We start from the raw sequence: 14955 nt of genomic DNA on the forward strand, positions 1-14955 counted from the left end.
AAAAATAATTCGTGAATTCGTGGCGAAAAAAAAACATAACCTATGAAACTTTGGGAAAAAGGAATACCAACAGATAAACAAATCGAACAATTTACAGTAGGAAACGATCGTGAACTGGATTTGGTTTTAGCAAAATACGATGCTTTAGGATCAATCGCCCACGCCAAAATGTTAGGACAAATTGGTTTGTTGACAGATGAAGAAACCACTTCTTTGGTTGATGCTTTAAACGAAATCATTGCTGATATCGTTGTTGGGAATTTCGAAATCGAAGACAGTTTTGAAGATGTACATTCTAAAATCGAATATTTATTAACCGTAAAATTGGGTGATGCCGGAAAGAAAATCCATACGGCGCGTTCTCGTAACGATCAGGTTTTAGTAGATGTTCACTTGTATTTAAAAGACGAATTAAAAGCAATAAAAGAACAGGTAAAAACACTTTTTGATTTGTTGATGGAATCGGCAGAAAAACATCAAAATGTATTATTGCCAGGTTATACACATTTGCAAATCGCAATGCCATCTTCATTCGGAATGTGGTTTTCTGCTTACGCCGAAAGTTTGATTGACGATATTACAATGCTAAATGCCGCTTCAAAAATTGTAGATCAGAATCCGTTAGGTTCTGCGGCAGGTTACGGAAGTTCTTTCCCAATCAACAGAACTTTTACCACTCAGGAATTAGGTTTTGAAACTTTGAAATACAACGCCGTTGCAGCACAAATGAGCCGTGGAAAAGCAGAAAAAACTGTTGCTTTTGCTATGACAAGTGTTGCAGGAACATTGTCAAAATTTGCAATGGACGTTTGTTTGTATATGAGCCAGAACTTTGATTTTATTGGTCTTCCGGCGCATCTTACAACAGGTTCAAGTATTATGCCTCACAAGAAAAATCCTGATGTTTTTGAATTGATCAGAGGAAAATGTAACAAGATTCAGGCGCTTCCATATGAAATCACTTTGATTACCAATAATCTTCCAAGCGGTTATCACAGAGATTTACAGCTTTTAAAAGAGGGTTTATTTCCAGCGATTCAAAACCTGAACGCTTGTTTGGATATTGCAATATTTTCGATAAAAGATATTACGGTAAAAGATCATATTCTGGAAGATAAAAAATACGATTATCTATTTACGGTTGATACTTTAAACGAAATGGTGGTAGAAGGAATGCCGTTTAGAGACGCTTACAAAGCTGTTGCAGAACAATTGGAAGCGGGAACTTATAAATCTCCAAAAGAAACCAAACATACGCATGAAGGAAGTATAAACAATTTATGCTTAGATGCGATAAAAGATAAAATGAAAGCTGCTTTTTAATCTTTCTTGTTAGAGGTAAGAAGCTAAATATAAAATGGAAAAGGTCATTGATTTGTTTCAATGACCTTTTTTTATGGAGTAAATTTAGTTTTTAACCAGTTTAAAAGTTTTACTTCGATTTTCGATTTGCACTTTACAGATGTAAATTCCTTTGGAAAGATTTCCAACGTTTAATTCTAATCTTTCATCGGCAGAAACATTTTTTGATTGCGAATATACTTTTGATCCATTTGAAGAAAATAAATCTACTTCCGCTAAACCATTATCTGTACTTGAAAAATCAATATTCAAAAGGCGATTGATCACAGAAGGATAATATTTTAAATCCAGATTATTTACATTATCATTTAATCCTAAATTATTACAGCTTGTTGATACCGCTGCTTGAGCATTGACCAGAAGCGTTGCTCCGGCACCACACGTAGTGTTCGAAATATATCCTGCAACATTTGCTATTGGTAAAACACTATACGTATATGTAGGTTTTGTAACAGTAGTTCCAGAGCTTGTTGGTGCATTTAAACAATCTGTAAAAGCAACACCAATTGTGCCACCATCTGTACTAATATAATTTTTAAAAGCCGTACCAATTTTAGCAAAATCGGTTCCTTCAACATAGCAAGTCGTATTGTTGTTTCCGCCGCCTAGACCAATTGCCAGAGAACCCGAAACAGAAGTATTGTAATAACAGTTTAGAATATGAAGTTCGGCATTTCTCGCTCTTGGCATTCTTTCTTTACAGCCTTCTGCCCAATAACAATTTTTAAAAGTGATACTGTAATGACCGTCAGCAGGAGCATCAGTTTTAGAAGAACCTACTAAATCAGAAAAACGATGATCATCGGCTCCGCCAGAACCTCCGGCTTTTGGAGTTTTTAGATAAGTAAATTTTGTCCATGAAACAGTAACATTATCAGCAGCGCCTTTGTTATCAAAATTGCCATCCATTCCATCTTGAAATTCACAGTGGTCTACCCAAAGATTAGTAGCTTCAGACGTAAGATTATCATGTCCGTCAACATCATAAGCGCCGGGACCTTCAAAAATCAGATTTCTAATAATGATATTATCAGATCCGGGTTTTAAATTAAAAATTCCTGAACCCGCAGCAGTTTGATCTAAATTTACCAATCTTGCTCCCGGAAGTCCAATAATCGTCTTGTTTGTTACTAATAAACTGGTGTAAGTAAAAGGAATTGTTCCTGAAACCAGAATTACCTGAGGCGTAGTTAATTTTAGTTTCGCAGTCAAATCAGAGTATGTTGAAACTGTAACCGGCGTTGTGCTTCCGCCTCCCGTTGCCGCAGCACCATAACCTTCCGGAGATGACATAACATAATTTTGAGCAGACAGCGACAGACTCAGAAAAGAGAAGAGCACGAATAGTTTCTTTTTCATTTTAATATTTAGGTTAAGTGATTATCATATTGGTTTTTGTAATCGATTACACGAATGTAATTAATTAATCATAAAGTCGATAATTTTTATGAAAAAATTAGATTGCATATTGTCGTTTTAATCTGTGGGATATTTTCCAGCTCTTTCACTACTTCTAAATGGAATGAATTTATTTCTAAATAAAAATCCTATTAAATAAAAAAAAACTATTTTTGATTTGCACTTTTAAATGTAGGACATGAATAAATTTGATGACCAGGCCACTAAATCACTCTTTGAGAAAAATTTAATTACAGATAATCAATATCAGGAGATTACATCTTATCGTAATTTGAATATTTTTTCATTAAATGCAGAGTTAAAGTTATTTCTGTATTTGTCTGTTTTATTGTTTACATCCGGAATAGGGATTTTGATTTATGAAAATATTGATACTATTGGTCATATTGCTATTCTTTCCCTGCTTTTAATCGTTATTGCAGTTTGTTTTTATTACTGTTTTAAAAATGCTAAAGGGTTTCAAAAAGCAGAAACTGTCTTTGAGAATCCGGTTTTAGAATATCTGGTTCTGGCTGCAAATATTCTGACTTGTATTTTTATAGGTTATCTACAATTTCAGTACAAACCTTTTGGTGAACATTACGGTTTGGCAACTCTGGTTCCTACCTTAGTCAGTTTTTTTTGTGCCTATTATTTTGATAACAGAAGTGTTTTAACTATTGCGGTTACTGGATTGGCAGCTTATGTAGGTCTTTCGGTATCGCCTCAGGATTTGTTAAATAATAATGATTTTTATTCCAGCCAAACTTTGAGCTATTCTGCTGTAATGTTAAGTGTTCTACTGGTTTTATGGACAATTTACAGCAACCGAATTATGCTTAAAACACATTTTAGTTTAATCTTTCTAACTTTTGCCTTGCATATTGTTAGTATTGCAGCAATTAGTAATTTAACGGGTTATGATACTTTAATATGGATGTTATTTGCTCTTGTTTTGGGCGTTTCTACCTTTTATTTTTATAAAGCGAGTTACGAGTTTAAGGCGATGTCTTTGTATGTTTTCATGATTGTTTATGCCTACATAGGAGGTAATATTTTTCTGTTCAGAATTTTTGAAAATATCGATTTCTCTGATATTTGGGAACTATTTATCTTTTTGTTGCCAGCTTATTTTATTGGCTCCATAATACTGTTTATTAAACTCATTAAAAAATTCAATAAAGAAATTGCCGAATGATAGCACACGATAAAAAATTATTAAACGACTTAGCTTTGTTTGAAGAAGCTGTTTCTTTGCAAAAAGCGGGTTTTATAAGTAAAGAACAAAAAGATTTGATTAAAAAAGAACTGCCGGATTTTAAAGGGTATAAAAATATATTAGTACGATTGGGATTCTTTTTATTAGGGTCATTATTGTATTTGTCTATTTGCGGTGTAATCGCTTTACTAGGATTGTCTGGTGGTAGTTCTGAACGTGTTTTTTTTGATATTTGCTGTTATATTTTTGCTGTTGTAGGATTTGTTGGAGCAGAATTACTGGCAACACAAAAATATTACAATCACGGTTTAGATGATGCTTTTATTTTAGGTGCTATTTTAAACGTTGGATTTGCAGTCGCGATTACAACAGAAGGTTATGAATTGGTAATTGCAGTTTTTGTTGCTATTGCATCATTTGTAATGTATTCAAGATACTTGCATCTTTTGGCTTTATTAGTCTTTTGTTTCGCTTGTTCGGCTGTTTTATTTTATGGTTTGTTTGAATTTGGACCAATCGGAAAAACTATTTTACCTTTTGTTGCTATGCTGTTTGCAGGAGGATTTTATTTTTTGACGAAAAGATTAGCAAATAATTTGACGGAAAGATATCATTATAATGGACTTTTATTAGTTAATGCTTTCTGTTTGGTTTTGTTTTACCTTTCTTGTAATTATTTGGTAGTAAGAGAACTTTCGTCAGAACTTTTGGGTGTAGAGGTAAAACCGGGAACCGATATTCCATTTGCATTTTTCTTTTATGCTTTTACCTTTATTGTTCCAGTAGTTTATTTAGTTCAGGCCTTACGAACAAAAGACAGAATAATGCTTTGGATTAGCTTTTTGGCAATCGCTTTTTCAATTTATACCATTCGATTTTATCATTCGGTTTTGCCAATAGAAGTAGCGTTGACGTTGGGCGGCGTAGTAATGTTTGCAGTTGCTTATTTTTCAATTCAAAAATTAAAACACAGAGAGTCAGGATTAACCTTCAAGCCGGATAGAATCAATAATTCTGATGCATTTTTAAATGCCGAAGCTTTAGTCGTAGCATCAACTTTCGGAATGAAACCAGAAGTGAAAGTAGATTCTCCAATGGAATTTGGTGGAGGAGGCTTTAGCGGAGGAGGTTCTGAGGGAAGTTTTTAAATTAAAGTTGCCACGAATTTCACAAATTTACACTAATTAATTTGTGGGGATTCGTGAAATTTGTGGCAAAAAACTATACTTTACTTTTCAATACCTCAGCATCAATATCGCTGTGAGAAACATCATAAACTGCTTTTCCGTTTTTGATTAAGATCAATTGTGGCGATTCATGATAAACACCAAATCTGCTTGCAATTTCATTAGAAATATCGCGATGTGCAATTAAATCTAAAAAGTAAGCATCAACCACGTTTTGAAGATCATATTCTCTTTCAAATTGTTTTAGCGCCATGCGGCTGATACTGCATCTTGTACTATGCTTAAAAATTGCAACTGGTTTCTCATTAGAGATGGCTTCGATTTCCATTAATTGAACAATGTCTGTTAATTCTGTCCAGTTTACATTGCTTTTTGGAGATTCTGTATTCTCAGAACTTCCGAAGATTGAATTTAAAAAACTCATATTTGGCTTATTTTATGACTTTTTGACATTTAAAAAAGGTAAAATCCTGATTTTTAACGTCATTTTGTCTGTTTTTTTACTGTGGAATATATTTTGTTTACTTCAATGCAAAGTTAAATTATTTGAGTTAATAATGTACCTCAATAAATCGTAACTTTAATCCTATAGAACATCAAGCAAATAATCAACCATAAATCGAAAAAATATGAACATAAATAAATTTACAATTAAATCGCAGGAAGCCATACAGTTGTCGCAACAATTAGCGCAGCGAAATGGTCAGCAGCAAATAGAAAACGAACACATTTTCAAAGCTATTTTTGAAGTTGATGAAAATGTAGCGCCATTTATTTTGAAAAAATTAAATGTAAATGTGCCTTTGTTTTTGCAAGTTTTAGATAGTACAATTCAAAGTTTTCCAAAAGTCTCAGGAGGTGATATTTTACTTTCCAGAGATGCAAATAAAGCGTTGAACGAAGCTGAAATTATAGCACAAAAAATGAACGATGAATATGTTTCGATCGAGCATTTAATTTTAGCCATTTTTGACTCAAAAAGTAAAGTTTCTCAAATCTTAAAAGATCAGGGAGTAACCGGAAAAGGCTTAAAAGCGGCTATTGAAGAATTAAGAAAAGGTGAAAGAGTAACATCAGCTTCAGCTGAAGAAACATATAATTCACTGAATAAATTTGCAAAAAACCTAAACGAATTAGCGCGTACAGGAAAACTAGATCCAGTTATTGGTCGTGATGAAGAAATTCGTCGTGTATTGCAGATTTTGACACGTAGAACAAAAAATAACCCAATGCTTATTGGGGAACCTGGAGTTGGTAAAACGGCTATTGCAGAAGGTTTAGCGCATAGAATTGTTGACGGTGACGTTCCTGAAAACTTAAAAGATAAGATCGTTTTCTCACTTGATATGGGAGCTTTAATTGCCGGAGCAAAATTTAAAGGAGAATTTGAAGAGCGTTTAAAATCGGTTGTAAAAGAAGTTACTTCTGCCGAAGGTGATATCGTTTTATTTATTGACGAAATTCATACGCTTGTAGGAGCGGGTGGAGGAGAAGGCGCAATGGATGCGGCTAATATCCTTAAACCAGCTTTGGCTCGTGGAGAACTTAGAGCGATTGGAGCAACAACTTTAGATGAATATCAAAAATATTTTGAAAAAGATAAAGCATTAGAAAGACGTTTTCAAAAGGTTTTAATTGATGAACCGGATACCGAAAGTGCGATTTCTATTTTGCGTGGAATCAAAGAAAAATATGAAACGCATCATAAAGTTCAGATTAAAGATGAGGCAATTATTGCCGCTGTTGAACTTTCGCAAAGATATATTACCAATCGTTTCTTACCGGACAAAGCGATTGATTTAATGGATGAGGCAGCTTCTAAATTGCGTATGGAAATCAATTCAAAACCGGAAGAATTAGACGTTTTGGATCGTAAAATCATGCAGTTGGAAATCGAGATCGAAGCCATAAAACGTGAGAAAGAAGAAAGTAAACTGAAAATCTTACGCATGGATTTGGCCAATCTGAAAGAAGAAAGAAACGAAATCTACGCCAGATGGAAATCTGAAAAAGATATTGTTGACGGAATTCAGGCTGTAAAATTAGAAATTGAAGACTTTAAACATGAAGCCGAACGTGCAGAGCGTGAGGGTGATTATGGAAAAGTTGCCGAAATACGTTACGGAAAAATTAAAGAAGCACAAGAACGTCAGGATGCATTGCAAAAGCAATTGCTGGAATTTCAATCTGGAAATTCTTTGATTAAAGAAGAAGTAACGAGAGAAGATATTGCAGAGGTAATTGCGAAATGGACCGGAATTCCGGTGATGAAAATGCTTCAGACCGAAAGAGAAAAACTATTGCACCTTGAAGATGAATTACACAGACGTGTAGTAGGTCAGGAAGAAGCTATAGAAGCGGTAAGTGATGCCGTGAGAAGAAGCTGTGCCGGTTTGCAGGACATGAAAAAACCAGTTGGAACATTCTTATTCTTAGGAACAACCGGAGTTGGTAAAACAGAGCTTGCAAAAGCGTTGGCCGAATATCTTTTTGATGACGAAAATGCCATGACGCGTATCGATATGAGTGAATACCAGGAACGTCACAGTGTGAGCCGTTTAGTTGGTGCGCCTCCGGGATATGTGGGTTACGACGAAGGTGGACAATTAACAGAAGCCGTTCGAAGAAAACCATATTCTGTAATTTTATTAGATGAGATTGAAAAAGCACATCCTGATACCTTCAATATTTTATTGCAAGTATTAGATGAAGGACGATTGACTGATAATAAAGGTCGTTTGGCTGATTTCAAAAACACCATTATCATCATGACTTCTAATATGGGAAGTCAGATCATACAAGAGAAATTTGAAAATCTAAAAGGCGGAGTTGAAGCGGCTACAGAAGCAGCTAAAACAGAAGTTTTAGGATTGTTGAAACAAACTGTTCGTCCGGAGTTTATCAATCGTATCGACGAAATTGTAATGTTTACGCCGCTTACAGTTGATAATATTTCAAGAATTGTAAGTCTGCAATTGAAGAGTGTTTCAAAAATGCTGGCTTTACAAGGTATTACAATGGATGCAACTCCAGAAGCGATTGCCTATTTATCAGACAAGGGATATGATCCTCAATTTGGGGCAAGACCTGTAAAACGCGTCGTTCAGAGAGAAGTACTAAATCAGTTATCAAAAGAAATTCTGGCTGGAAATATCAGTACAGACAGTATCATTTTAATAGATGCTTTTGATGGAAATTTGGTATTTAGGAACCAAACAGCTAATTAATTTTTTTCATGTTAATCTTAAAAAAGCATCAGTTAAAAACTGATGCTTTTTTTTTTTGTTAATATCTAATTAGGTTTAATCTTTTTTAATTTTTAATATCTGTAAGAAATAGTCTATATTTGACTACAATTATTAAGTCAAACATATGAAAAGAAATCAAAGAGCATTTTTAATTTTATTTCTTGTAAGTATTTCATTTGTGACCAATTCGTACGCTCAAGAAAGTATTGTTGCGGCTGGAGGAAAAGGCACAGGAAATGGTGGAGTTGCAAGTTATTCAATTGGACAAATTGCAGATATTAGATTGAAAGGAAGTGGGGGCTCTGCACAGCAAGGTATCCAGCAAGCTTACGAAATATCGACTCTAAGCAATGATAAATTTGAAGAAATTAGTTTAGTTATGACAGCGTTTCCAAACCCCGTTGTTGATGAACTGAATCTTGTTGTTGTAAATAATAAATTTGAAGACTTGTCTTATAATTTATTTGATATCAATGGACGAATACTGTCAAAGGCTTCGAATATTAGTTCCTCAGAAACAAAAGTATCGATGCAAGGATTGGTTCAAGGAGTTTATTTTCTTTCGGTAAACAACAATTCAAAAGCAATCAAAACCTTTAAAATCATTAAAAAATAAAATTCTAAACAGCAGAAAAATATATGAGAAAAATTACTCTAACATTTTTATTATTAAGTTCTTTTACCATTTTATTTGCGCAAGCACCACAGAAAATGAGTTATCAGGCAGTGGTTCGTAAAGCAGATAGTACATTGCTTGTAAATTCTATAATTGGTATTAAAATAAGTATTTTAAAGGGATCTGAAACAGGAAAACCGTCTTATGAAGAAACTCAAACGACAACAACAAATACTAACGGATTAGCAACAATAGAAATTGGCGGTGGTAAAGCAATTAATGGAAGGTTTTCGGATATTGATTGGGGGGCTGGGTCTCACTTTGTTAAAACAGAAATAGATCCAACAGGAGGAACTAATTATACCATTAGTGGTACAAGTCAGCTTCTAAGTGTTCCATACGCCTTGTATTCGGGAAGTAGTTCAAATAAAGGAAAAACTAGTATTGTATTAACTGGCGATATTACTGATGCAGAAGCTGGAGCGCAAATAAAATCTGAATTAGGTTCTTATACCGAAAATATTTATGTCACTAATACAACAAACCTGACAACTTTAGATTTGAATTTAGCAACAAATTTGATTAATTTAATTATACAGGATAATCTAAAATTAGGCACTATAAAAGTAGATAATCTGCTTAATATTTACGGTGATTTAGAGATCGAAAATAACGAAAAATTAGGCACAGTTGTGTTTTCTGCTTTAAAAGGAATGCATGGTTATGATCTCAGTATTATGAATAATCCATCTTTGCTGTCCATTTCTTTTCCTGCATTGATTAAGTCTAAGGGGGTCTATTTTGCCGAAAATAAATCTCTTAGTTACATTAGTTTTCCACTACTTGCAAAGGTTTATGGCTCTCATACAAGTCTTAGTTTTAACAATAATGCTCTTCCGAGTTCTCAGGTTAATGCGATTTTGCAAAAACTGGTAGGTATTACGCCAACTTCAGGGTGGTACATTCAGTTGGAACGTCAAAATCCTTTGGCTCCACCCACAGGTCAAGGAATTAGTGATAAGGCAACTTTAATTAGTAGAGGGCAAAATGTAGAAACCGATTAATTCAAGAAATATTTTATTTAAAAAAGCATCAGTTTATAACTGGTACTTTTTTTGCTTAAAATTTTGAAACTTTTCTCCTAATTCATATAACAAGATGTTTTCGAAAAAGAATCAATTTTAAATTAATAAAAATCAGCAAATTATTAATTAAAATTTATAAATCATGAACAATATATTTAGAGGATTACTGGCCGGTTACGGAGCCAAAAAGTTAGGAGGAGGATGTTTCGGAACTGTAATAGTTTTTATCGTTCTTTGGGTTTTGCTTGGTCAATGCAGCTAGAATTAAATCCGGTTTCACGTAAAGAAATTAGGATAAAAAGTGGTAGATTCGCACCACTAAAAATTAAATAAAAGAATAAAAAGAATGGCATCAGGTTTTTTTGTACTATTAGATGATATCGCAGCAATTATGGATGATGTTGCAGTAATGAGTAAAGTTGCTGCAAAAAAAACAGCTGGAATTTTGGGAGACGACTTAGCAGTTAATGCTGAGAAAGCTTCCGGATTTGCCTCATCCAGAGAACTTCCTGTTTTATGGGCAATTAGCAAAGGATCACTTTTAAACAAAATAATTATTTTGCCAATCGCATTTTTATTAAGTGCATTTTTCCCTGTTGCTATCATTGTAATTTTGGTTCTCGGCGGACTTTTTCTGGCTTATGAAGGAGCCGAAAAAATCTACGAATTTATTTTTCCGCACGCACATGCAGAGTCAGAAGGAATTACAGAGGAGACTTTTACGGAGGAAGAAATTTTAGAAGCTGAAAAAGGAAAAATTAAATCAGCAATTGTGACCGATTTTATTCTGTCAGTAGAAATCGTAATTATAGCTTTAGGAACTGTAATAGGCAAGCCAATTGCGCAACAAATTATCGTAACTTCAATAATTGCTGTAGTAGCCACAGTAGGTGTATATGGTATTGTAGCCCTTATTGTCAGAATGGATGAAGCAGGTTATAAGCTTATTAAATTTGGTAAAAAGGAAAAAAGTATTTCAAAATTCATTGGAAATATCCTGGTAAAAGCACTTCCGTTAGTGATTAAAAGCTTAACGGTAATTGGAACAATAGCTTTAATATTAGTAGCCGGAGGTATATTTGTACATTACATTCCTTATTTCCATCATTTAGCAACCGAAATTAATATCCCTTCAATTATCAAAGAATTTGTAACAGGACTAGTTTTAGGTTTCGTTGTTTTAGCAATTGTAAATCTTTTCAAAAAAGTATTCAAAAAGAAAGAAACAGCATTGTAATTACTGCAATAAACAAATAGTAAAAACACTAGTCGAGAGGCTGGTGTTTTTTTTTGAGCAAAGGTTTCGTTTTTAGTAGATCTTCTGTCCCGCTATCCGTTATATCCTTTTATGGTCCCGATAGCTATCGGGGCCATAAAAGGATATCACTTCTATCGGGGCTAGGTAAGAAATTTTTGTTTTTATCAGAAATAACACCAAATAGTAAAATTTTTTAATTGAAATAAACTTTTGATTTTTAGTCGTTTATGGTTTTTGTTTGTTGATTTAACATTTTATGTAAGCAACCTTTGCAACTAAGCCGCATCTTCATAGTAATTAACAATTAATTATTATTTTATATGAAAAGTTTTAGATTAAAATCAGTTTTAGTAGTATTATTTTTATCAACAGCATTAATTTCATGCAGTAACGACGATGATAAAGCAGTAGCTCCTGCAAAAGGAAAAGTTGCATTTGTAACAGAAATTAAAGGACCGGAAACCGGAAAAGTAAATGATGAATTAAGTTACGATGTTACTTTCCTTGTAGATAACGCTTGCGGAGAATTTGACAAAATTTCTGAAACGACAATCGGTTCGGTAAAAGGATTACAGGTTGAAGCAAAATATCCATCAGACGTTTGTACACTACAAATACCAGATCCAAAAAAGACAGTTTATAAATTCAAAGCAACTGCAAAAGGAACTTTCGAAATCAAATTCAAAAAATCAGAAACAGAATTCTTAACTCAGAAAGTAGTGATCGAATAACAACTTCTTAGTTGATATTTTTTTAGGTTGAAAGCCATTTTGCAGAGATTTATTTTTAAGTTGATGTAAGATGGTTTTTTTTTATTGTTTAGTGATTTAAACTGGTTTTCTATTCATTAATTATAAAGAAATCTTATTTTCGTATTTAAAACTTAATTCTTTTAAAATGAAATTTTACATTACTCTATTTTTATTTTCAATATTTATCTTCGCTAGTAATGGTCAAAAAATTAAATATGATAAATATGGACATGTTAATAGCTTAGAATTTAAACAATTAATACAACAACGAAACTATCAATTAGTATCTGGGTATGACACAATTAGTAAATCACCTTTGGAAATTGTGGCTAAAGTCGTTAAAAACGATGAAATGTTTTTTTTGGATACAAATGGAAATGAGTTGCCTTATCGTGATCTTTTGTCTGCTTCTATAAAAAACAGAGAAGATCGATTAAATAAACCATTTAAAGATGTAGAAAAAATATATAACAATTATATTAACGATGTTGATTTAAATTATGAGAGGTTTAAAAAAGATAATTTATACGGATTATTGAGAAAAAAAGATAAAAAGGTTGTAATAGAGCCAAAATATAATTCTTTGTGGTGTTATAAAAGCGGAATAGTTTCTGTAAAAGAAAATGGATTGTATGGAATAGCAGATACATTAGGGAAAATTATTGTACCAATTAAATATGAATCTATTCAGTTGTGTATGATAGATACGATAGGTATTGATAGATTTATAGGATACAAAAATAATTTAGGAACACTTCTTAATAAAGAAGGAAAGGAGCTTTTTTCTCCCGCTTTTTCAAAAATAAATGGATATGCAGTTCAAGGTTTGATAAATGTTTCAATTGTCGAGAACGGTAATAGAAAAATGGGGCTTATTGATAAAGATGGTAAAGTAATCGTTGAGCCTAAACAATCATTTGTTTTCTATTTCCCCAATTCAAATTTATTAATTACAGAAAATGATAATTTAAGAGGTTTAATAACTAAACAAGGTAAAGTCTTATTTGAAACAAAATTAGAATATATTGATATTACAGCTGATACTGGCCGTATATTATTTTCCTTAAATAAAAAAGTGGGAGTCTTAGATAGGGAAGGAAATGTTTTAGTGAAACCGATTTATGATAAAATAATGAATAATGCTAATAACTCTGATTATTTGATTGTTGGAAAAAAGTATTTTAATACTAGCGGAAGTGAAAAATATAAATATGGTGTAATTAATATAAGTGGTAAAGTGATAGTTCCACCAGATTATGATGAAATGGTAAAATGTTCAAATTATTTTATAGGAAAAAAAGAACTTAATTTTGTTTTAATTAACGGTAAAGGTGTGATCATAAAAGATCTAAATTATAAAAACATTCAGGTCATTAATACAAATAATGTCGCTATAGTTAATGATTTGACAGGGAAGAACGGTGTAATAGTTATAGATGAAAAAGGAAATGATATTATAAAAATTCCTCTTAAAAATTCACAAATTCAAAGTTGTGGAGATGGGTATTTTAGCACTCTTGAAGGAGTAGTAAATTTAGAAAATGAATTAGTTCTGACTAAAAAATGGAATCAAATTACGTATACAAACAAGCTACCTCTAAGAATTAGAGGTGTTTTTATTGCAGAGTCAGGTTACGAAAGTTCTAAATCTATAGATTGTTTTGATCTTTATGGAAATAGATATGCGGAAAAAAAATTAAAAAATTAAAAGGCCAACAGCTAACCGATTTTAGTAAAATTTTATAAATCTGATTTCTCGAAATCCTTTTAAAATTTACTATTTTTGCGCTCTAAATTTTATGTCATGCCGAAAAGAAAATATAAAATATCGGTTATTCAGTTAAATCTGAATGATGTTGCCGAAAACAATCTAAAAAAATGTATCAGCTGGGTAAGAGACGCTGCAAGTCAAGGTGCAGAAGTTATTTTACTACCTGAATTATATAGCAGTCATTATTTCTGCCAAAGCGAAGATGTAGATAATTTTGCACTAGCAGAACCACTTTACAGTACTTCATTTATTGCTTTCAGCGAATTGGCAAAAGAATTAGGAGTAGTCATCATTGTTCCTTTCTTCGAAAAAAGAATGGCTGGAATCTACCATAACAGTGCTTATATCATTGATACTGATGGTACAGAAGCAGGTTTATACCGTAAAATGCACATTCCGGACGATCCGCATTTCTATGAAAAATTCTATTTTACTCCGGGAGATCTAGGTTTTCAGGCAATAGAAACAAAAAAAGGAACTGTAGGAACATTAATCTGCTGGGATCAATGGTATCCTGAAGCAGCTCGTATTACAGCCTTAAAAGGCGCTGAAGTTTTATTCTATCCAACAGCAATTGGATGGCATCCAAAAGAAAAAGAGCAGTACGGAGAAAATCAATACGGTGCGTGGATGAACGTAATGAAAGGTCATGCTGTAGCAAACGGAGTTTTTGTAGCAGCTGCAAACAGAATTGGTCTTGAAAAATACCTTGAAGGAACGGAAGGAATTCAATTTTGGGGAGCTTCTTTTATTGCCGGACCACAAGGTGAAATTTTAGCTCAGGCATCTCACGATAAAGAAGAAATCTTAATTGCAGAAGTTGATTTAGATTTACAAGAAAATGTACGTCAGAACTGGCCATTTTTCAGAGACAGAAGAATTGATGCTTTTGGAGATATTACAAAAAGAGCAATTGATAAATAATTAAATTTATTTAAAATATAAAAAAGGGCAAAATAATATTATTTTGCCCTTTTTTCATAAGCTTCGGAGAAGCGAAATATTTATAGAATGCACCTATACAATAAAGCTCCAGCGGAGCGACATATTCACATTTTA

12 protein-coding genes are annotated in these 14955 nt (G+C 32.8%); 10 read left to right on the forward strand and 2 right to left on the reverse strand.

Annotation, left to right across the window (positions count from 1 at the left end; translation table 11 throughout):
- The first annotated feature begins 42 nt into the window (after positions 1-42).
- A complete protein-coding gene (argH, locus tag KHA98_RS05720; protein WP_213256176.1) occupies positions 43-1323 on the forward strand; it encodes an argininosuccinate lyase in 1281 nt (426 codons plus the stop codon).
- 84 nt (positions 1324-1407) lie between these two features.
- Here argH and KHA98_RS05725 read toward each other — a convergent pair whose 3' ends face one another.
- A complete protein-coding gene (locus KHA98_RS05725) occupies positions 1408-2721 on the reverse strand; it encodes a T9SS type A sorting domain-containing protein (protein ID WP_213256178.1) in 1314 nt (437 codons plus the stop codon).
- A 238-nt stretch (positions 2722-2959) separates the two neighbouring features.
- On the opposite strand from KHA98_RS05725, the gene KHA98_RS05730 reads away from it, so the two are divergent.
- Together KHA98_RS05730 and KHA98_RS05735 are read left to right on the forward strand one after the other, a co-directional pair.
- Positions 2960-3958, forward strand: coding sequence for a DUF2157 domain-containing protein (locus KHA98_RS05730; protein ID WP_213256180.1), 999 nt, complete (start codon positions 2960-2962; stop codon positions 3956-3958).
- On the forward strand, positions 3955-5127 hold the full coding sequence (locus KHA98_RS05735) for a hypothetical protein (RefSeq protein ID WP_213256182.1): 1173 nt from the start codon (positions 3955-3957) through the stop codon (positions 5125-5127). The genes KHA98_RS05730 and KHA98_RS05735 overlap by 4 nt, the downstream gene beginning before the upstream one ends.
- 73 nt (positions 5128-5200) lie before the next feature.
- Here the strand turns inward: KHA98_RS05735 and ytxJ are convergent, their stop codons facing one another.
- Positions 5201-5590: a bacillithiol system redox-active protein YtxJ gene (gene ytxJ / locus KHA98_RS05740; RefSeq protein ID WP_213256184.1), complete on the reverse strand. Its 390-nt coding sequence runs from the start codon at positions 5588-5590 to the stop codon at positions 5201-5203.
- Positions 5591-5795: 205 nt separating this feature from the next.
- Between ytxJ and clpB the strand changes: the two genes are divergently transcribed.
- From clpB to KHA98_RS05775, 7 genes are all read left to right on the forward strand, one after another.
- The gene (gene clpB, locus KHA98_RS05745; protein WP_213256186.1) at positions 5796-8393 is read left to right on the forward strand and encodes an ATP-dependent chaperone ClpB; all 2598 of its coding nucleotides are present in this window, start codon (positions 5796-5798) and stop codon (positions 8391-8393) included.
- 145 nt (positions 8394-8538) lie between these two features.
- Positions 8539-9030, forward strand: a complete 492-nt coding sequence (locus tag KHA98_RS05750; protein ID WP_213256187.1) for a T9SS type A sorting domain-containing protein — start codon at positions 8539-8541, stop codon at positions 9028-9030.
- Positions 9031-9053: 23 nt separating this feature from the next.
- The gene (locus tag KHA98_RS05755; RefSeq protein ID WP_213256188.1) at positions 9054-10094 is read left to right on the forward strand and encodes a hypothetical protein; all 1041 of its coding nucleotides are present in this window, start codon (positions 9054-9056) and stop codon (positions 10092-10094) included.
- A gap of 367 nt (positions 10095-10461) precedes the next feature.
- Positions 10462-11352 (forward strand): DUF808 domain-containing protein, encoded by an 891-nt coding sequence (locus tag KHA98_RS05760; protein ID WP_213256189.1) that lies wholly within the window; start codon positions 10462-10464, stop codon positions 11350-11352.
- Positions 11353-11693: 341 nt separating this feature from the next.
- Complete coding sequence (locus KHA98_RS05765) at positions 11694-12104, forward strand: hypothetical protein (RefSeq protein ID WP_213256190.1); 411 nt, start codon at positions 11694-11696, stop codon at positions 12102-12104.
- Between the two features lie 166 nt (positions 12105-12270).
- Complete coding sequence (locus KHA98_RS05770) at positions 12271-13833, forward strand: WG repeat-containing protein (protein ID WP_213256191.1); 1563 nt, start codon at positions 12271-12273, stop codon at positions 13831-13833.
- Positions 13834-13929: 96 nt separating this feature from the next.
- On the forward strand, positions 13930-14820 hold the full coding sequence (locus KHA98_RS05775) for a carbon-nitrogen hydrolase (protein ID WP_035644835.1): 891 nt from the start codon (positions 13930-13932) through the stop codon (positions 14818-14820).
- The last annotated feature ends 135 nt before the right edge of the window (positions 14821-14955 follow it).

The organism is Flavobacterium branchiicola (genome assembly GCF_018383905.1).
Lineage (GTDB): Bacteria > Bacteroidota > Bacteroidia > Flavobacteriales > Flavobacteriaceae > Flavobacterium > Flavobacterium branchiicola.

What these genes read in the sequence shown, in the direction of transcription:
- KHA98_RS05755 (WP_213256188.1), top strand. Translation starts at nt 9,054, where the DNA reads ATGAGAAAAATTACTCTAACATTTTTATTATTAAGTTCTTTTACCATT.
- KHA98_RS05775 (WP_035644835.1), top strand. Translation starts at nt 13,930, where the DNA reads ATGCCGAAAAGAAAATATAAAATATCGGTTATTCAGTTAAATCTGAAT.
- KHA98_RS05725 (WP_213256178.1), bottom strand. Translation starts at nt 2,721, where the DNA reads ATGAAAAAGAAACTATTCGTGCTCTTCTCTTTTCTGAGTCTGTCGCTG.
- KHA98_RS05760 (WP_213256189.1), top strand. Translation starts at nt 10,462, where the DNA reads ATGGCATCAGGTTTTTTTGTACTATTAGATGATATCGCAGCAATTATG.
- clpB (WP_213256186.1), top strand. Translation starts at nt 5,796, where the DNA reads ATGAACATAAATAAATTTACAATTAAATCGCAGGAAGCCATACAGTTG.
- KHA98_RS05750 (WP_213256187.1), top strand. Translation starts at nt 8,539, where the DNA reads ATGAAAAGAAATCAAAGAGCATTTTTAATTTTATTTCTTGTAAGTATT.
- argH (WP_213256176.1), top strand. Translation starts at nt 43, where the DNA reads ATGAAACTTTGGGAAAAAGGAATACCAACAGATAAACAAATCGAACAA.
- KHA98_RS05730 (WP_213256180.1), top strand. Translation starts at nt 2,960, where the DNA reads ATGAATAAATTTGATGACCAGGCCACTAAATCACTCTTTGAGAAAAAT.
- KHA98_RS05765 (WP_213256190.1), top strand. Translation starts at nt 11,694, where the DNA reads ATGAAAAGTTTTAGATTAAAATCAGTTTTAGTAGTATTATTTTTATCA.
- ytxJ (WP_213256184.1), bottom strand. Translation starts at nt 5,590, where the DNA reads ATGAGTTTTTTAAATTCAATCTTCGGAAGTTCTGAGAATACAGAATCT.
- KHA98_RS05770 (WP_213256191.1), top strand. Translation starts at nt 12,271, where the DNA reads ATGAAATTTTACATTACTCTATTTTTATTTTCAATATTTATCTTCGCT.
- KHA98_RS05735 (WP_213256182.1), top strand. Translation starts at nt 3,955, where the DNA reads ATGATAGCACACGATAAAAAATTATTAAACGACTTAGCTTTGTTTGAA.